Origin of the sequence: Geminicoccus harenae, from assembly GCF_019800005.1 — a bacterium.
Taxonomy (GTDB): domain Bacteria; phylum Pseudomonadota; class Alphaproteobacteria; order Geminicoccales; family Geminicoccaceae; genus Geminicoccus; species Geminicoccus harenae.
In genome coordinates this window covers 25775-45496 of record NZ_JABGCL010000010.1, presented here as the reverse complement: position 1 = coordinate 45496, position 19722 = coordinate 25775, and the positions used below count along the sequence as shown (strand labels likewise).

Genomic DNA, 19722 nt, shown 5'->3' with positions numbered 1-19722 from the left:
CGGGTTCGGCCGGGCGCGGTCCGTGACCCAGACGCCTGGCCCCCGGAAACCGACAGCATGCTGCGCGGCCGTCTCTTCAACCTGATCTTCCCCCTCGCCGGCCTCTCCTTCCTGGCCGCTGCCCTCCTGCTGCCCGGCATGGAACCGGCCGGGGAGCCGGCCGAGCTGGACGGCGCACCTCCGTCACACCTGTTCTTCTACCTGGCCCTGGGGGCAACCGGGTTGATCGGCGCGCTGCTCATGTTCCACCGCAGCAGCACCACGGCTCCGCCTGCCCCGCCCATGCAGCCGCCACGGCCGGTCACGGTCGGCACTGCATGGGACAACCATGTCGCAACCCTGCCGCTCGCCGTGATCCAGCTCGACTATCGCCATGGCCATCCGGGCCGGATCGCGGGCTGGAACCGGCAGGCCGAGCTGATCTTCGGCTGGCGGGCCGAGGAAGCGAACGGGCGGACCCTGGACGAGCTCGAGCTGATCCACGAGGCGGACCAGAGCCGGCGTCTGGCCATGTACGATGCGATCCGCGATCAGGCGGTGAGCTCCGCCCAGCTCACGCTTCGGGCACGCACCAGGGAGCGCCGGATCCTCCACTGCGCCGCGCATGTCTCGGTCGCGCGCCACCATGACGGATCGCTCGATTCGATCCTCATCATGGTCGACGACATCAGCAGCCAGATCGCCACCCAGGCGGAGATCACCCGGCTTGCCCATCACGACGCGCTCACCGGCCTGCCCAACCGGGCCCTGTTCAGCGACCGGCTGCGCCAGGCCTTGAGCCGGGCGCGCCGGGACGGCGACAAGGTGGCTCTCATGCTGATCGACCTGGACGACTTCAAGCGGGTCAATGACAGCCATGGCCATGCCTGCGGCGACGCCCTGCTCCAGAACGTGGCCAGGACCCTGTCCGGCATGGTGCGCGAGACGGATTCCCCGGCGAGGCTCGGCGGCGACGAGTTCGCGCTGGTGCAGGTCGGGGTGACGGACCTGCAGGCGGTCGAGGCCCTGGCCAGCCGGCTCACCGACAGCCTCGCCCGGCCGTTCCATTGGGAGGGCCGGTGCATCGAGACCTCGTGCAGCCTCGGCGTGGCGATCTTCCCGGACGACGGCACCAGCGACGAGGAGCTGCTGCGGGCGGCCGACGTCGCGCTCTACCAGGGCAAGGCTGCCGGCCGAAACCGGCAGATGCGCTACCGGCGGGAGATGGACGAGGAGCTCAGCCGCCGGCGCAGCATGCAGGCGAGGCTGCAGCAGGCACTCGATCAGGAGCGGCTCCAGCTCGTCTACCAGCCGATCCTGGCGCTGCCCGATCTGGCCCCGGTCGCGGCGGAGGCCTTGTGCCGGTGGCATGATCGCGGCCAGGCCATCCCGCCCTCGACCTTCGTGCCGCTTGCCGAAAGCTGCGGCCTGATCCGGCCGCTCGGCCGCTGGGTGCTGCGCAGTGCCTGCCGACAGGCCGCCCGCTGGGCGGAGCAGGGGCTGCATCTGCGGGTCGCGGTCAATCTCAGCATTCCGGAGCTGCTGCAGCCGGAGCTGGTTCCCATGATCGAGGCGGCGCTGCACGAGAGCCGGCTGCCGCCCTACCTTCTGCAGATCGAGATCAGCGAGGCGGCGGTGGGCGACCCCGGCCGGGAAGCCTTCATCGGCAACCTGCATGACCTCTCGGCCGCGGGCCTGAGCATCGCCATCAACGGGTTCGGGGCGGGCCGCGCACCGCTCGCCCGCTTGGCCGGCTTCCCGTTCGACACGCTCAAGCTGGACGGCTCCCTGGTCGGCCGGATCGCCCAGGATGTGCGCGCACTGGCGATCGCGCGGGCCATTGTCGGCATGGCGCACGAGCTCGGCCGGAGCGTCACTGCGGAGCGGGTGGAAACCGAGGAGCAGCTGGCCCGGCTGGCCGAGATCGGCTGCGACCAGGTCCAGGGGCACCTCCTGTCGCCGCCGCTGGCGGCAGCCGACGTGGCTGGCCGCCGCCTGCCGATCCTCAGACCGGGTCGGCGGTCAGCCCCGTAAGCCCGGCCGCCCGCATCGCCGTATCCTGGCGCCTGGCCAGCGCCGCCTCGTCGAAGTCGTCGATCAGGTCGACGAACAGCCGGTACCAGTTGATGTTGGCCTTGAGGTGCATGAACACCGAGCCCAGGCCGACTGCGGCGCGGTCCATGAACACGAACTCGCGCGGTGGCGTGACCCCGCCCAGCTCACGCAGCCTCTGGTGGACCTTCTGCGCCACCTCGCGGCCATACTGGCCGCTGTTGGTCTGCTGGATCAGGCGCGGCTCGTCCTTCATCAGCGGGCCATACAGGAAGCCCGCCCACTCGTTGAGCACGTCGATCATCTCGTTCGACAGGCCGCGGAAGCCCCAGCGCTCATAGGCAGAGACGGCGAGGTCGCGATCGCCCCTGGCCAGCGCCCAGTAGAGGTCGGTGACCCCCTTGACGAAGGAGGGTGGGAACACCCGGACGCAGCCGAAGTCGAGCAGGTTGACGCCCAGATCGCTCCGCACCGTGTAGTTGCCGGGATGCGGGTCGCCATGGATCACGCCCACCCGGTAGAACGGGATGTACCAGGCGCGGAACATCGCGATCGCGATCTGGTTGCGCGTCTCCTGGTCGGCCGAGCGGAACTCCATCAGGGGCCGGCCGGTCAGCCAGCCCATGGTCAGGAGCCGACGGGTCGAGAGCTCCGGCACCACCTCGGGCACCGAGACCTGCGCCTCGTCGGTCAGGATATGGTCGTAGAGCGCGATGTGGCGCGCTTCCCGCTCATAATCGACCTCCTCGCGCAGCCGCTCCGCGATCTCCTCGTAGATCCGGCTCGTGTCGATGGCCTTGTCCCAGCGCCGGTAGACCGCGAACAGGATCTTGAGCTGGGCGAGGTCGGCATCCACCGCCGATTCGATGTTCGGATACTGCAGCTTGCAGGCGACCAGCTTGCCATCGTGCAGGGTGGCCCGATGCACCTGGCCCAGCGAGGCGGCCGCGGCCGCCTCCAGGTCGAACTCGGCAAAGCGGCTGCGCCAGTCCGGCCCCAGTTCGCTGGCCATCCGCCGGCGCACGAACGGCTTGCCCATCGGCGGGGCCGACGCCTGCAGCTTGGCCAGTTCCTCGGCATATTCCGGGGGCAGGGCATCCGGAATGGTCGCCAGCATCTGCGCGACCTTCATGAGCGGGCCCTTCAGCCCGCCCAGCGCCTGGCGCAGGTCGTTGGCATGGGCTCCCCGGTCCGTCTGCCGGCTGAGGAAGCGGTTGCTGGCGATTCGGGCCGCCTGACCGGCCACCGAGCCGCCCACCTGGGCATAGCGGGCGACCCTGCCGGTCAGGCTGTTCTCGGAACGCGGGGCGGGCTTAAGCGGTCGACTCATCGGCGATACCCGCCTCCTTCAGTTCCACGGCAAGCTGGTCGATCAGCTTCTCCAGCACGCTCAGGCCCTTGCTCCAGAAATCGGGGTCCGTGGCATCAAGACCGAACGGCGCCAGCAGTTCCTTGTGACGCAGCGTCCCACCGGCGGAGAGCAGCTCAAGGTATTTCGGCTCGAAGCCGTCCGGGTTCTGCTGGTAGACCGCGTAGAGCGAGTTCACCATGCAGTCGCCGAACGCATAGGCATAGACATAGAACGGCACGTGGATGAAGTGCGGGATGTAGGACCAGAAGGTCTGGTAGTCCTCGCGGAAGCGGAAGACCGGCCCCAGGCTCTCGACCTGCACCTCCATCCAGATCTTGCACAGCTCCGGCGGCGTCAGCTCGGCCTCGCGTCTCGCATCATGCACGCGGCGCTCGAACTCGACGAAGGCGATCTGCCGGACGACCGTATTGATCATGTCCTCGATCTTGCCGGCCAGCAGCACGCGGCGCTCCGCCGGATCGGTCGTGCCGGCCAGCAGAGCCTGGAAGGTGAGCTGTTCGCCGAACACCGAGGCGGTCTCGGCCAAGGTGAGGGGCGTGCTCGCCATCAGCGGGCCGTGCTTGGCCGCCAGCACCTGATGGACGCCGTGGCCCAGCTCGTGCGCCAGCGTCATCACGTCCCGCGGCCGGCCCTGATAGTTCATCAGGACATAGGGATGCACCGAGGTCGTGGTCGGATGGCAGAAGGCGCCGCTGTCCTTGCCCGGGCGGAGCTGCGCGTCGATCCAGCCCTTCTCGAAGAAGTCGGTCACGATCCCGGCGAGCTTCGGTGAGAAGCGGCGATACGCATCGGTCACCAGCTCCTGTGCCTGCGTCCAGGGCAGCCGCGCATCGGACTCTTCCGGCAGGGGCGCGTTGCGGTCCCAGTATTCCAGATGTTCCAGGCCCAGCCACTTCGCCTTCAGCGCATAGTAGCGGTGCGAGAGCTTGGGATAGCTCGCCCGCACCGCGCCGATCAGCGCATCGACCACCTCGTCCTCGACATGGTTGGCGAGGTTGCGCGAGCTGATCGGGCGCGGGAACTTCCGCCAGCCGTCCTCGATCTGCTTGTCCTTGGCCAGCGTGTTGGTGATCCGGGCAAACAGCTTCTGGTTCTTCGCCAGCACCTGGCCGATCGAGGTTGCCGCCTTCTCCCGCACGTTGCGGTCCTTGGACGACAGCTTGTCGAAGATCTCCTGGCTGGTGAGATCCTGGCCGTCGAAGGGAAAGCGCAAGGCGGCCAGGGTCTCGTCGAACAGGCGCACCCAGGCCGAGCGGCCGGTGACGTGCTTTTCCAGGAGCACCTTCTCGACCGCGTCCTCGAGCTGGTGCTCGCGCCAGGCACGGGTGTCGCGCAGCCAGGGCCGGAAGCGCCCGAGACAGGCGGAACTCTCGAGCTTAGCCTGGAGGTCGGCCTCCTCGATCTTGTTGACCTCCAGGGTCACGAACAGGGTGGTCGACGAGACCGCCGTGATCTGCTCCTGGATGCCCTGGTAGAATCGCCCGATCTCGGCATCGTCACGGTCCGCGGCGAACAGGAGCGACGCGAACGAGGCGAGGCGACCCAACCGGTCGTCCAGCGCCTCGTAGGCCTCCAGCAGCTCCGCCAGCTCGTCGCCGCCGAGCTGTGCGACCTTGCCCTGCCAGCTCGCGGCGATCCGCTCGGCTTCCGCCTTGGCCGCCGCCAGGTCAGCCGCGATCCGGGGATCGGCACGGTCGATATAGAGGTCGGTCAGGTCCCAGGCCGGCCCCTGTTGCTCCCTGGGCAGGCCACCCGCCGCCACCTGCTCGCGATCCGTCAGCCGATCCACCCGAATAGACAGCACACCTGTTCTCCCTTACGCGCGTGAAGGAGATATGGGGATGGACCGGCGCAATGCACGGCCGGAGCCGGACGAGAACGGGAAGGGGGAGGCGCTTGACGGAGCTTGGCCGCAACCTGGTCGAGATGTTCCAGAGGACCGTCCGCCGCAAGGGCGACCGGCCCTTCCTCTGGGCCAAGCGGGAGGGCGTCTATCGGGCCCAGAGCTATGCCGCTGTCGCCGCCGACGTCCGGCATCTTGCGCAGGCACTGGTCCAGCTCGGCCTCGAGCGGGGTGACCGGGTGCTGCTCGTGTCGGAGAACCGCCCCGAATGGTGCATCGCCGACCTGGCGATCATCACCGCGGGCGGCATCACCGTGCCAGCCTACACCACCAACACGATCGACGATCACGCCTATCTGCTGGCGCATAGCGGCGCCCGTCTGGTGATCTGCTCCGGCCGCAGCCTGGCACAGCGACTGCTCCCGGCGATGGCCCAGGCCGAGGGTCAGGCCAGCACCGTCCTGTTCATGGAGCCCCTGGCCGGCGTCGATGCATTGCCGGTCACGGCGATCTCCTGGCAGGATGCGTTGGCGCTGGGCCGGCGCTCGCCGGCGCTGCCCGACGTGCCGGACCTGGACGAGGACGAGGTCGCCTGCCTGATCTACACGAGCGGCACGGGCGGCCGACCCAAGGGCGTCATGCTCACCCACCGCAACATTATGGCCAACGTCACCGGCGCCCACGACCTCCTGGTGCGTATCGGGCTGGGCGACGAGGTGTTCCTGTCCTTCCTGCCGCTCTCGCACAGTTACGAGCATACGGCCGGCCAGTTCCTGCCGATCGCGCTGGCGGCCGAGATCTACTACGCCGAGGGCACGGAAACGATCCGCACCAATCTCCTGGAAGCGCGGCCGACCATCATGACCTGCGTGCCCAGGCTCTACGAGGTCCTGCGCCAGCGGATCAGCATGGAGGTCCAGCGCCAGGGCGGGCTCAAGGCCTGGCTGTTCGGCAAGACCCTGGAGCTCGGCAGTAGGCGCTACCGGGATGGGCGGCTCAATCCGATCGAGCAGGTCCTGGACCGGATCCTCGACCGCCTGGTGCGCGACAAGATCCGCGCCCGGTTCGGCGGCCGGCTCAAGGCACTGGTGAGCGGCGGCGCACCCTTGAACCAGGAAGTCGGCCTGTTCTTCCAGTCGCTGGGCCTGCCGATCCTGCAGGGCTACGGGCAGACCGAGGCCTCGCCGGTGATCTCGGTGAACCCGCCGGGCGCAGTACGCCTGGATACAGTCGGCCCGCCGCTGAAGGGGGTGAATGTCAGGATCGCCGAGGACGGCGAGATCCTGGTCAGCGGCGACATGGTGATGAAGGGCTACTGGAAGGACGAGGAGGCGACCCGGCACGCCTTACGCGACGGCTGGCTGCACACCGGCGACATCGGCCAGCTCGAGCCGGACGGCTATCTCCGCATCACCGACCGCAAGAAGGACATCATCGTCGTTTCCGGCGGCGACAATGTCAGCCCGCAGCGGGTGGAGGGCATCCTCGGCCTGAGCCCGGAAATCGGCCAGGTCGTGATCTATGGCGACGGCAAGCCCTATCTGGTGGCGCTGGTCGTGCCGGACGCGGACTTCATGAAGCGCTTCGCCAAGGAGCACGACCAGAAGCTGGAGCCGGCAGCCCTGGTGCGCGACGACAAGTTCCGGCAGGCCATGGCCGAAGCGATGAAGCAGGCCAATGCCGGCCTGTCGCCCATCGAGCGGATCCGGCGCTGGCAGCTCCTGCACGAGCCGTTCACCACCGAGAACGGGCTGATGACCCCCAGCCTGAAGCTGCGCCGCTCGCTGATCTACGCCCGGTACGAGGCGCAGATCGCCGACCTCTACGACTGAGGCCCGAGCCTCGCACCATAGGTCTCCCACTCGACGAGGCGCGTCGAGCGGGCCAAGCCCAGATGCTGCAGTTCGACGAAGGCCAGCGCGATCCAGGCCTCGGCGCAGATCACGAGGGCACCGGCCAGGTTGGGCGTCAGCATGGCCAGGGCCAGCGGCAGGATGCTGATGAAGGCGAAGGCGGCGTTGCCGCCCATCAGCAGCCAGACCGCGGTCTCCGGGAGGCTGCCACGGCCGGCCAGCCACAGACCGAGCTCCGCCTGGCCCAGCAGGTAGAGGCCGGCAACGCTGATCGTCATGGCGGGAAGACCCAGCCCGTCGCCGAGCATGACGGGCAGCAGGGCAGCGATGCTGCCGGCCAGCAGGTTGCCGGCAGCACCCGCCACGAGAACACGGCGGAGGAAGCAGGACGGCACGATCCGGGTCATGGTGGCACTCCGGTGGATGGCCAGCCGAATCTGCACGCTCCCTGGCACCCGGTCGATTACCTCCGAGGTCATGGCAGCACGTCGCCGGCAGCGCTAGGACAGGACCATGACGAGCACCCAGAGCATCGGCGATCTCCTGCGCAACTGGCGCCAGCGCCGCCGGCTGAGTCAGCTCGAGCTGGCCCTGGAGGCGGAGGTCTCGGCACGGCACCTGAGCTTCCTGGAAACCGGCCGCGCCCAGCCCAGCCGCGAGATGATCCTGCAATTGGCCGAATCGCTGGAAGTACCGCTGCGCGAGCGCAACGTCATGCTGGTGGCGGCCGGCTTCGCCCCGATGTTCCCGGAGCGGCGGCTCGATGATCCGGGGCTGGCGGCGGCGCGCGAGGTGGTGGAGACCATCCTCGCCGGCCATGAGCCCCATCCGGCCCTGGCGGTGGATCGGCACTGGCAGATCCTGGCGCACAACCGGGCGATCCCGCACTTATTGGAGGGCGTCAGCCCGGCCCTGCTGGAGCCGCCGGTGAACGCCCTGCGTCTGGCGCTTCATCCGGAAGGACTGGCCCCGCGAACCGGCAACTTCCTGGAATGGCGCGCCCACCTGCTGTCGCGCCTGCACCGCCAGCTGGAGCTCACCGCCGACCCGGAACTCGGCCGGCTGTTCGAGGAGTTGGCCGCCTATCCCCATCAGGGCAGCGGGCCCCAGCGGGGCACCACCGCCGCCCACGAGCCGGGCATCGCGGTGGCGCTACATCTGGTGACCAGCCACGGCCCGCTCGCCTTCATCAGCACCACCACCGTGTTCGGCACGCCCCTGGACGTGACCCTGGCCGAGCTGGCACTGGAAACGTTCTTTCCGGCGGACGAGGCGACGGCCGCCGTCATGCGGCGGCTCATGGCCGGCTAGGTCGGCCTGGCCTTCAGCCAAAGGAACATCGGCACCCGGGCGGACTGAACGAGGCGCGGTGCCAGCGCGAGGTCGGGCAGCGGCTCGCGCAGGCTGATAATGGCCAGTCCGGCCTGCTCCAGGGCGGCGGCATAGGTCTCCAGCGGCTGCGACCAGCCAGCGAAATGCATCGACTTGCCGTCGCGCTCCTCGATCCCGTCGAAGCGCACCCGGCCGAAATAGCTGCCCTTCAGCACGAAATCCGCCTCCGGCTCCGGCCCGGCAAAGCGGCCGCGATCGCGAAATGGGTGCACGATCGAAGCGACCAGCTGCCCTGATGGCCGCAGCACACGTCGGACCTCGCGCAGCACCGCCGCCATGTCCGCTACGTCCATCAGCACGTTATAGGCCATTACCTGGTCGAAGCTCGCCGCGGCGAACGGCAGGGCAGTAGCATCGGCGACCAGATGGCGCTCCGCGGAGCGGGCGGTCGCCGCGGCCTCGACCATGGCCGGCACCGCATCCGTGGCGGTGACCCGATAGCCCAGCGCCGTCAGCGCACGGGCCACCCGTCCCTCACCACAGCCGATTTCCAGGACCTCGTCCTGTCCAGCACCGACGAAGTCGCGCAGCGCCGGAAGAAAGGCCCAGAAGGCATCATGGCCGGGCGTGCCGGCCCAACTGATCCACTGCTGCGCGACCCGGCGCCAGTGACGGCGGTCCTGGTCGGTCATCGGCAGCCGCAGGCCTCAGCCTTCCTCGCCGCCCACCAGCCCCAGGAACCGGTCGAGCTGGTCCAGGGTCCGCCAGCGCACCACCAGTTCGCCGCCGTCCTTCTTCTGCCGGATCGCGATCGGCAGGCCGAAGCGTCGGGACAGCCGCTCCTCGAACGCCTTCACATCGGCATCCACGGCGGGATGGTCGACAGACTTGGCCGGCTTGGCCGTCTGCTGGCGGCGCACCAGCTCTTCCGTCTGCCGGACATTCAGCCCGTCGCGGACGACGATCTCGGCCAGTGCTGCCGGATCGGCCGCCCCCAACAGCGCCCGTGCATGGCCGGCGCTGATCTTCTCCTGGTCGAGCAGGTGCCGTACCGGTTCGGGCAGGCCCAGCAGGCGGATGGTGTTGGCGACATGGCTGCGGCTGCGGCCGAGCGCGCTGGCAATGTCCTCCTGGGTATGGCCGAACTCGTCGGCCAGCCGCCGGTAGGCATCGGCCTCTTCCAGCGGGGTAAGATCCTTGCGCTGGACGTTCTCGACCAGCGCGATCTCCAGCGTCTCCTGCTCGCCCAGCTCGCGGACCAGCACCGGGACCTCGGCCAGCCCGGCGCGCTGCGCGGCCCGCCAGCGCCGCTCCCCGGCGACGATCTCGAACCCGTCGGTCCGTCCGGCCGGACGCACCAGCAGCGGCTGGAGCAGGCCGTGGCGGCGCATCGAATCCGCCAGCAGTTCCAGCTCGTCCTCGTCGAACCCACGCCGCGGCTGGTGGCGTGACGGCGAGAGCTGCTCGATCGGCACCAGCCTGGCGCCCTTGGGCGCCGGCTTGGCCGCCTGATGCTCGGCATCGAGGATCGTGCCGGCATCTTCGCCGAGCAGGGCGGAGAGCCCCATGCCCAGGCCACGCCGCCTGCCGGGCGTCTGGTCGGAATGCTTCACCGTGCTGCCGCCATCATGCGTCGATCCCGTCTCAGCATCTCACCGGCCAGATGCGCATAGGCCATGGCACCCGCCGAGCGCACATCATAGAGCATCACCGGCTTGCCGTGCGATGGCGCTTCCGAGATCCGCACGTTGCGCGGGATCACGGTGTCGTAGACCCGCTCGCCCATGAAGCTGCGCACGTCCTGGGCCACCTGCTCGGACAAATTGTTGCGCCGGTCGAACATGGTCAGGACGATGCCGTGCATCTGCAGGCGCGGGTTCAGGGTGCGCCGCACCCGCTCGACCGTGCGCAGCAGCATGCTGAGCCCCTCCAGGGCGAAGAACTCGCACTGGAGCGGCACCATCACCGCGTGTGCGGCGACCAGCCCGTTGATCGTCAGCACGCCCAGAGAGGGCGGGCAGTCGATCAGGACATAGTCGAACCGGTCTTCCAGCCGCAGCAGCGCATCGCGCAGCCGATAGCTGCGCTTGCCGTCATCCACCAGCTCCACCTCGGCCGCCGACAGGTCGACGGTCGAGGTGATCAGGGTGAGGCCCGGCACGGCCGTCTCGGTCAGGGCATCGGCCACCGGCGCTTGGCCGGTGATCACGTCATAGGCGGTCACCGTGCGCACCGAGCGATCGACGCCCAGCCCGGTCGAGGCATTGCCCTGCGGGTCGAAGTCGACCACCAGCACGCGCTTGCCGGCCACCGCCAGGGCGGTGCCGAGATTGATGGTGGTCGTGGTCTTGCCGACCCCACCCTTCTGATTGGCAATCGCGAAGATGCGTGCCTTAGGCCCGCTCTTGAACTCGACGACCGTCGACACGTACGACCTCGCTGACGCGCAGGATATTACCTCTCGGATCCGAGAGGCTCGGCAGGACGTCCTGCCTCATATGCCAGTGCCGCGCCGCCTCGGTCAATTCCGACGGCAGCGTCTGGCCCTTGGCGAACAGGGCGACTGTGGCCTCGGCCATGTGCGGTGCGGCCAGACCGAGCAGCCGGTCCAGGGGTGCGAGCGCCCGTGCCGTCACCACGTCGAGCTTGGGCAACCTAGCCTGCTCGATGCGCACCGCGTGGATGGTCACGTCTGTCCCGGTGATCCGGGCCGACTCGCGCAGGAAGGCGACCTTGCGCTGGTCGCTTTCCACCAGATGCATGTCCGGCACGCCCATGATCGCCAGGATCATGCCGGGCACGCCCGGGCCGGTGCCGAGATCTGCCCAGGTCCAAGCCTCCGGTGCCAGTTGCCGCAACTGCCCCCCATCCAGCACATGGCGACGCCACGGATCGGCGAGTGTACTGGCCGCGACCAGGTTGATCCGCTGCTGCCACAGCTCCAGCAATTCCACCCAGCGCCGCAGCCGCTCAAGCGTTTCACGTGAAACACGCAGCAGCCCGGCGCATTCCTCTGGCGACATCGGCCGGCTCATGCCGCGGACGCGCCCGGCCGCTCGACGAACCGCAGCAGCCGCGCGGTGGCAGCCGGGGTCACTCCGGGGATACGTGCTGCAGCACCCAGCGAGCGCGGCCGGGCCCGGCTCAGCACCGCGACCACCTCGGCGCTCAGCCCCGGGATTCCGCGATAATCGAGGTCGACGGGCAGGGCCAGTTCCTCCTGCGCCCGGAAGCGGCGGACCTCCGCCTCCTGCCGGGCGAGATAGGTGGCATAGCGCGCCTCGATCACGAGCTGCTCCTGCACCGCGCCGGGCAGGTCGGCCAGCGCCGGCGCCAGCGGCACCAGCCGGCCCAGGCCGATGTCCGGCAGGCGCAGCAGGTCGAACCCGTCCCGGCGCCTTCCATCCGCCTGCACCGCCATCCCGTGCACCGCCGCCTCGCCCGGTGTCACCGAGATCCGGCGGAGCAGCTCCCGGCCGAGTTCCAGCGCCTGGAGCTTGGCCAGATGCGCCTTGCGCCGCTCCGCACCAACCACGCCCAGGGAGATGCCGCCTTCGGTCAGGCGCAGGTCGGCATTGTCGGCGCGCAGGCTCAGCCGGAACTCGCTGCGGCTGGTGAACATCCGATAGGGCTCGGTCACCCCCCGGCTCACCAGGTCGTCGATCATCACCCCGATCATCGCCTGGCTGCGCTCCAGCATGAAGGGCGGGCGCCCCGCCGCCAGCAGCGCCGCGTTGATCCCGGCGACGATCCCCTGGCCGGCTGCTTCCTCGTAGCCGGTCGTGCCGTTGATCTGCCCGGCGAGGTAGAGGCCCGGCAGGCGGCGCATGGCGAGATCCGGCCCGAGTTCGCGCGGGTCGACATGGTCATACTCGATCGCATAGCCGAACTGGGCGATCTCGGCCCGCTCCAGCCCGGCGATCGAGCGGACCAGGGCGACCTGGACCTCGCGCGGCAGCGCCGTCGAGATCCCGTTCGGATAGACCAGCGGGTCATCCGCTCCTTCCGGCTCCAGAAAGACCTGATGGCGCTCCCGGTCGGCGAAGCGCACCACCTTGTCCTCGATCGACGGGCAGTAGCGCACGCCCCCGGCGGTGATCTGCCCGGAGAAGACCGGCGAGCGGGCCAAGTCGGCGCGGATCAGCGCATGGGTGGCGGGGTTGGTCCAGGTGATCCGGCACTCCACCTGCTTCTGGCCGATCCGGTCGGTCAGGAACGACATCGGCACCGGCGGGTCATCGCCCGGCTGCGCCTGCAGCGCCGCCCAGTCGATACTGTCCCGCCGCAGCCTGGGCGGCGTGCCGGTCTTGAGCCGGCCGAGCGTGATGCCGGCCGCCGCCAGCCGCTCCGGCAGGCGCACCGACGGCCGCTCGCCCAGGCGGCCGGCCGGCCGGCGCTCCTCGCCCAGATGGATCTCGCCGCGCAGGAAGGTGCCGGTGGTCAGCACGACCGCCTCTGCACGCAGCGAGCAGCCCTCCTGGTCGATCACGCCCCGGACGCGGCCCTCCTCCAGGATCAGGTCGACCGCCTCGGCCTCCAGCACCTGCAGGTCCGCCTGCTCGGCGAGCAGTGCCTGCACCGCAGCCTCGTAGGCCCGCCGGTCGGCCTGAATGCGCGGGGCGCGCACCGCCGCCCCCTTGTCCGCGGCAAGCATGCGGAACTGGATGCCGGCCCGGTCGATCGCCCGCGCCATGATCCCGTCCAGCGCATCGACCTCGCGCACCAGCTGACCACGGCCGAGCCCGCCGATCGCGGGGTTGCACGACATCCGCCCGATCGCCCGGCGGTCCTGGGTCAGAAGTGCCGTGCGGGCGCCGAGTCGCGCCGCGGCGGCAGCCGCCTCGACCCCGGCATGGCCGCCGCCGATCACGATCACGTCGAAGATTTGCATGGCAGGTCGCAGCGGTCCCGGATTGAACTAGCGCATTGCCGCGCACGCCGCTTCAAAGGCATGACGCCCCCGGGTGATAGGCGAATCCGGATCGCAGGGAAACATGATGTCCTCCGTCGTGCTCGCCATGCTGGCGCTGGCCGTGCTGCTCGGGATTTCCGCCTTCGTGCCGGCCCTGGCCGATCGCCTGCGCCTGCCGGCCACCACCCTGCTGGCGATCGTCGGCATCGCGATCGGCGGCCTCCTGTTCTTCACCGACACCCACATGTTCCCCGGCTGGTCGCCGGGGCTGGGCGGGCTGATCGGGAACCTCGCCGACCTGCACATCCCGCCGGACATGCTGCTCCTGGTATTCCTGCCGATCCTCCTGTTCGAGAGCTCGATCAGCCTGGATGCCCGGGCGCTGCGCGACGATCTGGTGCCGGTGCTGGCCATGGCGGTGCTGGCCGTGCTGGTAACCACGCTGGTGGTCGGCATCACACTCAACCCGTTCACCGCCGTACCATTGGCCGGCTGCCTGCTGCTGGGTGCGGTGGTCGCCACCACCGACCCGATCGCGGTGATCGGGGTGTTCCGCGAGGTGGGCGCACCGCGCCGCCTGTCCGACCTGGTCGAGGGCGAGAGCCTGCTGAACGATGCCGCGGCGATCGCCCTGTTCAGCGCCTTCGTGGCCGCCCTGCGCGCCGGCAATGACGGTGATCCCACCGCGATCGCCTGGACCTTCCTGTGGGACTTCATCGGCGGCGGGCTGTTCGGCTTGGTGCTGGGCCGGCTCGGCGCGGCCCTGCTCACCCGGCTGGACCGGGCCGGGCCCGCCGAGATCACCCTGTCCGTGTCGCTGGCCTACCTCGCCTACATCATCGGCGAGGACGTGCTGCATATCTCTGGCGTGGTCGCCACCGTCGCCGCGGGCTTGGCATTCGGCTATCTCGGCCGGCGCCGGATGAGCACGGGCTCCTGGGGAGCGATCCATCATGTCTGGCAGCAGCTCGGCTTCTGGGCCGCGTCGCTGGTGTTCATGATGGCGGCCATGCTGATCCCCAAGGTGCTGGTCGAGTTCCGGCTGCACGACTTCTTCCTGCTGGTCGTGCTCATCCTCGCCACCTTCGCGGCCCGCATCTTCGTGCTCTACGCCGTGATCCCGCTGCTCACCGCGCTCAAGCTCGCCGCGCCGATCCGCAGCGCCTATCGGTTGGTGATGCTCTGGGGTGGTCTGCGCGGCGCGGTCACCCTGGCCCTGGCGCTCGCCGTTTCCGAGCTGCCGGGCATCGCGCAGGAGGTGAAGCACCTGGTCGAGGTGGTGGCGGTCTCCTACGTGCTGTTCACCCTGTTCGTCCAGGGCACCACGCTGCGCGCGCTGATCGGCTGGCTCGGGCTGAACCAGCTCGGCCCGCTGGAACGCATGGTGCGCGACCGCGCGCTGGAGCTCAGCCAGACCGACATGCTGGACCGGCTCCGGCTGGAGGCGGTGCGGCTCGGCATCGACCCGGAGACCTCGCCGGAGATCGACCGGCTGAACAAGGCGCGCCTCGCCCTGCCGCGGCGGGTGGCGCCACTCGGCGACGACATGCTGTCCCAGCAGCTCACCGCGGCCCTGCTGACCGTCACGCAGCGCGAGGCCACGCTCTATGTCGAGGAGATCGGCCGCGGCCTCGCCGGCCGGCGCACGGCTGCCCAGCTTCTCGCCAATACCGACCTGCTCCAGGACGCGCTGCAGACCGATGGCGTGCGCGGCTACCGGTCGGCTGCCAAGCGGCTCAGCCGGTTCGACTGGTACATGCGGCTATGCGTCTGGATCCAGCGCACCTTCCGCTGGTCCACCCCGCTGGCCCGCCAGCTTGCCGACCGGTTCGAGGTCATGCTGATCAGCCGGCGGGTCATGAACGAATGTGTCGAGTTCGCCCGGGAGCGGCTGCCCTCCCTGTTCGAGCCGCGGGTCGCCGAGACGGCGCTGCATGTGGTCCGCGACCGCAAGGAGCTGGTCGACCGCAGCTTCGACGCCCTGGAGCTGCAATATCCCGATTATGCCGAGGCGCTGCGCGCCCGCTACCTGGACCGCGCTGCCCTGCGCATGGAGGAGGATGCCTACCGGCAGATGCTGCAGGACCGGCTGATCACCCCGCCGGTCTATCGCAACCTGATGGAGACGACCCGCCTGCGCGCGCACCGGCTGGAGGAGGCGCCGACCCTCGACCTGCACATGGACATCCCGGCGATCCTCCGCGAGCTGCCGCTGTTCAAGGGTCTGGCGCCGGAGCAGATCGAGGCGGTCAGCCGCCTGCTCCGCCCGCGCATGGTGCTGCCGCGCGAACGGATCGTGCGCTCTGGCGCGCTGGGTGACCGGATGTACTTCGTGGCCAGCGGCGCGGTCGAGGTGGTCCTGGACGAGCCGGTCCGGCTCGGCACCGGCGACTTCTTCGGCGAACTCGGCCTGCTCACCCGCGAGCCGCGCCGCGCCGACGTGGTCGCCATGGGCTACTGCCACCTGCTCGAACTGCATGCCGACGTGTTCGACCGGTTCCTGGCCGCCGATCCCCAGGCAGCGGCGGCCATCCGCCGCGTGGCGGCCGAGCGTCTGGGCGTGTGGCAGGAGCCGGCCGAGCCGGCCAGCTGATTGTTCCACGTGAAACATGGAGCGGCTATTTGCCGATGCAGAACCGGGAAAAGATCCGGTCCAGCACGTCCTCGGCGTCGGCACCTGCCCCGGTGATGCGGGCCAATGCCTGGCTCGCCTGGCGCAGCGCCTCCGCCACCAGCACCGGCTCGGGCAGATGAACCGTCGCCAACGCATCGTCCAGGGCGACCAGCGCTTCCCGTAGTGCCGCCTCGGCCCGGGCGCCCACGGGCACGGCCCCGGCCTCCGCCTGGTCCGGCGCCGCCAGGGCTGCGGCCACCCTTGCCAGCAGCCGGTCGATCCCGGCCCCGGTGCGGCACGAGATCGCCAGATGGTCCGCCGGCGCCGATGCCAGGTCGGTCTTGTTCGCCACCACCAGCCGCACCTGGCCTGCCGCGACCGGAACCGCCGGCCGTGCCGGCAGCACCGGTTCGCGCGCATCGACCAGCTCTAGCACGAGATCGGCGGATGCCGCCTTGTCCCTGGCGCGGCGCATCCCTTCCTGTTCGATCGGGTCGTCGCTGTCGCGCAGACCGGCCGTGTCGATCAGCGTCACCGGCAGGCCGTCCAGGTCCAGGGCCACCTCGACCGGATCGCGCGTGGTGCCCGGACGATCCGTCACGATCGCGACCTCACGGCCAGCCAGCAGGTTGACGAGGCTCGACTTGCCGACATTGGGCGCACCCACCACCGTCACGACGAAGCCATGGCGCAACCGCTCCGCCACCGGGGCCCGGGCCAGCGCCTCCGCCAGCTCCGCGCGCAGCCGCATCATGTCCGGCCGGATCCGGCCGAGCGCGCCCGAAGCGACATCGGCCTGGTCCGCGGCGAAATCCAGCTCCGCTTCGACCGCCGCGCGCAGTTCCATGAGCTGCTCGTGCCACTGGCCGACCCGGCGCCCCACCGAGCCTTCCAGCCGCGAGAGTGCCGCGCGCACGCCGCGTGCGGTGGTGGCCTCGATCAGGTCGCCCAGGCCTTCCACTTCCGCCAGATCGAGCTTGCCCGCCAGATAGGCGCGCCGCGTGAACTCGCCGGGCTCCGCCGGGCGCAGGCCGGGCATCCGGCCCAATGCTGCCGCCAGCATCCGGCGCACGCCGATGCCGCCATGGTGCTGCAGCTCGACCAGGTCCTCGCCCGTGAAGCTGGCTGGGGCCACAAAGCGCAATACCACGGCCTGGTCGACCGGTGGCCCATCCGGCCCGTCGCGCAGCCGGGCCAGCACCGCCCGGCGCGGCTCGGGCGGCCGGGCGACGCCCAGGCGCGCCAGTGCCTGCAACGCCGCCGGCCCGGAGATCCGCAGCACCGCGACCGCCGATCGCCCGGGCGGCGTCGCCCAGGCCCAGATCGTGTCGCCCGTCAGCGCTGCTCGTCCTTGGGCGGCGCTGGTGGCCGCATCCCGGTCGCGGTCGCCATCATCTGCCCCCAGATGGTCTGCCACTGCTCCAGCCCCTTGGACAGCGGCAGCCAGGTCTCCATGAGCTGCTTGGTGTCCGTGGCGTTGATCGCGTCCGACAGGCGCTTTTCCAGCGTGTCCATCAGGCTCTTCTGCATGGGCGCCACGTCGGGCAGGCCCAGGAACTGCCTGGCCTCCTCGGGGGTGCAGTCGATGTCGATGCTCACTTTCATGTCCGCCTCGCCGTTTTGATCCCGCCGCTCCACATCCTTAGGACGAAGGCGGCCGACGGCAACCTCCGGCACCGCCACCACCACGAGAAGGGAGCCTGGTCTTGGCCAATCTCTTGCGCGATGCCACCAGCCCCTACCTCCTGCAGCACGCCGACAACCCGGTCCACTGGCGGGAATGGAACCCCGAGGCCCTGGCGCTGGCCAGGGAACTCGACCGGCCGATCCTCCTGTCGGTGGGCTACGCCGCCTGCCACTGGTGCCATGTGATGGCGCATGAGAGCTTCGAGGACCCGGCGGTCGCCCGGCTGATCAATGACGGGTTCGTGCCGATCAAGGTGGACCGCGAGGAACGGCCGGACCTGGACCAGATCTACCTGCACGCGCTGCAGCTCCTGGGCCAGCCGGGCGGCTGGCCGCTCACCATGTTCCTGACCCCGGACGGCGCGCCCTTCTGGGGCGGCACCTATTTCCCGCCCAGCCCACGCCACGGCCTGCCGAGCTTCTCCCAGGTCCTGACCCAATTGGCGAAGCTGTGGCGGGAGGACCGTGAGCGGCTGCTGGCCAATCGCGACCAGATGATGGCGGCGATGGCCGAGCTGGGCAGGCCGGAGCCGGGCGAGGGCGTGCCGGCCGGGCTGGCCTTCGCCACCGCACAGGCCATCGCGCGCGCTTTCGACCCGGAGCATGGCGGGCTGCGCGGCGCGCCCAAGTTCCCGCAGGTGCCGATGCTGGACCTGCTGCGCCGCACCGCGATCGCACGAGGTGACCGGCAGATGGCCGGCACCGTCCTGCACAGCCTCAGGCGGATCTGCCAGGGCGGGATCTACGACCATCTGGGCGGCGGGTTTGCCCGCTACTCGGTCGACGCCTTCTGGCGCGTGCCGCATTTCGAGAAGATGCTCTACGACAACGCCCAGCTGCTGGGCCTGCTGGCCGAGTGCCATCTGCTGGACCCCCAGCCGCAGTTCCGGGCCAGGGCCGAGGAGACGGTCGGCTGGCTGATGCGCGAGATGCGCAGTGCCGGCGCGTTCGCCGCCTCGCTCGATGCCGACAGCGAGGGCGAGGAGGGCCGCTTCTATGTCTGGGACGCGGCCGAGATCGAAGCCGTGCTCGGCGCCGATGCCAGCACATTCGCCAAGCACTACGACGTCCGGCCGGGCGGCAACTGGGAGGGCCGCAACGTCCTGAACCGCCTGCACCAGCCGGGCCTGGCGCCGGCGGAGGACGAGGCGGCGCTGGCGCGGATGCGGGCTGCCCTCCTGGCGGCGCGGGAACGGCGGGTCCCACCGGCCCGAGACGACAAGATCCTGGCCGACTGGAACGGCCTCGCGATCCAGGGCTTGGCTCGGGCCGCCACCGCGTTCGACCGGCCGGACTGGCTGGCCCTGGCGGCGGAAACCTTCGACGCCGTGATGGATCTGCTGGGCACGCCCGATGGCGGGCTGCGTCATGCCTGGCGGGACGGCCGGCGTCTGGAGCTGGGCCTGCTCGACGACCACGCCCAGATGGCCCGTGCCGCCCTGGCCCTTGGCCTGGCCAGTGGCGACGCACGCTGGACAGCCCGTGCCGTAACGATCCTGGAGGCAGTCGAGCGGGCGTTCGCCGATCCGGATGGCGGCTACCGTCTGGCCCCGGCCGATGCCACCGACCTCCTGGTCCGCCCGAAGACCGCCTTCGACGGCCCGAGCCCGGCACCGCTGGCGACCCTGCTGGAATGCCTGGCGCTGATGCATGCCCTGGACGGCCAGGCGCATTGGCGGGAGCGGGCGGAGCTTCTGGTGCGCTCGGTGGCAGGCGAGGTGACCGAGCAGCCGGCCGCCCACTGCGCCTTCCTGGCCGCCTCCCTGGCGCTGGAGATGCCCATCCAGATCGTGCTGGCCGGACCGGCGGCCGAGTGCGCCGTGCTGCGCCATACTGCCCTCACCACGCCGCTGCCGCATCTCGTGGTCCAGCAGGTCGAGGCGGGCGATACCCTGCCGACGGAGCACCCGGCCTTCGGCAAGTCCAGCCGCAACGGGCGGCCCACCGCCTATGTCTGCGTCGCCGCGACCTGCACGGCCCCGGTCACCGATCCCACAGCACTGCGGGACGAGCTGGAGGCCGCCGCCTTGCGCGTGGGCAGGATCGGCGCAAACTGACGGCACGGAGCGAAACGAACCC

Annotated in this window: 15 protein-coding genes; 5 read left to right on the top strand and 10 right to left on the bottom strand. The window is 70.1% G+C overall.

All coding sequences use genetic code 11. The features are described 5' to 3' along the window. Positions 1 to 57: 57 nt before the first annotated feature. The gene (locus HLA95_RS11245; RefSeq protein WP_191058375.1) at positions 58 to 2013 is read left to right on the top strand and encodes a putative bifunctional diguanylate cyclase/phosphodiesterase; all 1956 of its coding nucleotides are present in this window, start codon (positions 58 to 60) and stop codon (positions 2011 to 2013) included. On the opposite strand, the gene HLA95_RS11240 is transcribed toward HLA95_RS11245, so the two are convergent. Further along, positions 1985 to 3361, bottom strand: a complete 1377-nt coding sequence (locus tag HLA95_RS11240) for an ABC1 kinase family protein (RefSeq protein WP_191058374.1) — start codon at positions 3359 to 3361, stop codon at positions 1985 to 1987. The genes HLA95_RS11245 and HLA95_RS11240 overlap by 29 nt on opposite strands. Beyond that, positions 3345 to 5183, bottom strand: coding sequence for a M3 family oligoendopeptidase (locus tag HLA95_RS11235; RefSeq protein WP_370467484.1), 1839 nt, complete (start codon positions 5181 to 5183; stop codon positions 3345 to 3347). The genes HLA95_RS11240 and HLA95_RS11235 overlap by 17 nt, the downstream gene beginning before the upstream one ends. Before the next feature lie 116 nt (positions 5184 to 5299). Between HLA95_RS11235 and HLA95_RS11230 the strand changes: the two genes are divergently transcribed. Further along, positions 5300 to 7078, top strand: coding sequence for an AMP-dependent synthetase/ligase (locus HLA95_RS11230; protein WP_223861401.1), 1779 nt, complete (start codon positions 5300 to 5302; stop codon positions 7076 to 7078). Here HLA95_RS11230 and HLA95_RS11225 read toward each other — a convergent pair. Continuing rightward, positions 7069 to 7578, bottom strand: coding sequence for a hypothetical protein (locus HLA95_RS11225; RefSeq protein WP_191058373.1), 510 nt, complete (start codon positions 7576 to 7578; stop codon positions 7069 to 7071). The two genes, HLA95_RS11230 and HLA95_RS11225, sit on opposite strands and share 10 nt — an antisense overlap. Before the next feature lie 34 nt (positions 7579 to 7612). Between HLA95_RS11225 and HLA95_RS11220 the strand changes: the two genes are divergently transcribed. Continuing rightward, positions 7613 to 8410, top strand: coding sequence for a helix-turn-helix domain-containing protein (locus tag HLA95_RS11220; protein WP_222183355.1), 798 nt, complete (start codon positions 7613 to 7615; stop codon positions 8408 to 8410). Here HLA95_RS11220 and HLA95_RS11215 read toward each other — a convergent pair. From HLA95_RS11215 to mnmG, 5 genes are read right to left on the bottom strand one after another with little or no spacing between them, the layout of a single operon-like run. Further along, positions 8407 to 9123, bottom strand: coding sequence for a class I SAM-dependent methyltransferase (locus HLA95_RS11215; protein WP_191060770.1), 717 nt, complete (start codon positions 9121 to 9123; stop codon positions 8407 to 8409). The two genes, HLA95_RS11220 and HLA95_RS11215, sit on opposite strands and share 4 nt — an antisense overlap. 15 nt (positions 9124 to 9138) lie before the next feature. Continuing rightward, the gene (locus HLA95_RS11210; protein WP_223861619.1) at positions 9139 to 10044 is read right to left on the bottom strand and encodes a ParB/RepB/Spo0J family partition protein; all 906 of its coding nucleotides are present in this window, start codon (positions 10042 to 10044) and stop codon (positions 9139 to 9141) included. Next, positions 10041 to 10859: a ParA family protein gene (locus HLA95_RS11205; protein WP_191060769.1), complete on the bottom strand. Its 819-nt coding sequence runs from the start codon at positions 10857 to 10859 to the stop codon at positions 10041 to 10043. Before HLA95_RS11205 ends, HLA95_RS11210 begins: the two co-directional genes overlap by 4 nt. Then, on the bottom strand, positions 10825 to 11454 hold the full coding sequence (rsmG, locus tag HLA95_RS11200) for a 16S rRNA (guanine(527)-N(7))-methyltransferase RsmG (RefSeq protein WP_191060768.1): 630 nt from the start codon (positions 11452 to 11454) through the stop codon (positions 10825 to 10827). The genes HLA95_RS11205 and rsmG overlap by 35 nt, the downstream gene beginning before the upstream one ends. Before the next feature lie 8 nt (positions 11455 to 11462). Further along, positions 11463 to 13322 (bottom strand): tRNA uridine-5-carboxymethylaminomethyl(34) synthesis enzyme MnmG, encoded by a 1860-nt coding sequence (mnmG, locus tag HLA95_RS11195; RefSeq protein WP_222183353.1) that lies wholly within the window; start codon positions 13320 to 13322, stop codon positions 11463 to 11465. A gap of 103 nt (positions 13323 to 13425) precedes the next feature. Here mnmG and HLA95_RS11190 point away from each other — a divergent pair, with 103 nt between their 5' ends. After that, positions 13426 to 15936 carry a cation:proton antiporter gene (locus tag HLA95_RS11190; RefSeq protein ID WP_222183351.1) on the top strand — a complete coding sequence of 837 codons (2511 nt, stop codon included), beginning with the start codon at positions 13426 to 13428 and terminating at the stop codon, positions 15934 to 15936. Positions 15937 to 15961: 25 nt separating this feature from the next. On the opposite strand, the gene mnmE is transcribed toward HLA95_RS11190, so the two are convergent. Further along, positions 15962 to 17374 (bottom strand): tRNA uridine-5-carboxymethylaminomethyl(34) synthesis GTPase MnmE, encoded by a 1413-nt coding sequence (gene mnmE, locus HLA95_RS11185; protein ID WP_322100126.1) that lies wholly within the window; start codon positions 17372 to 17374, stop codon positions 15962 to 15964. Next, the gene (locus HLA95_RS11180; RefSeq protein ID WP_191062279.1) at positions 17293 to 17562 is read right to left on the bottom strand and encodes a DUF6489 family protein; all 270 of its coding nucleotides are present in this window, start codon (positions 17560 to 17562) and stop codon (positions 17293 to 17295) included. Before HLA95_RS11180 ends, mnmE begins: the two co-directional genes overlap by 82 nt. 101 nt (positions 17563 to 17663) lie before the next feature. Between HLA95_RS11180 and HLA95_RS11175 the strand changes: the two genes are divergently transcribed. Continuing rightward, positions 17664 to 19700 carry a thioredoxin domain-containing protein gene (locus HLA95_RS11175; protein ID WP_255591831.1) on the top strand — a complete coding sequence of 679 codons (2037 nt, stop codon included), beginning with the start codon at positions 17664 to 17666 and terminating at the stop codon, positions 19698 to 19700. The last annotated feature ends 22 nt before the right edge of the window (positions 19701 to 19722 follow it).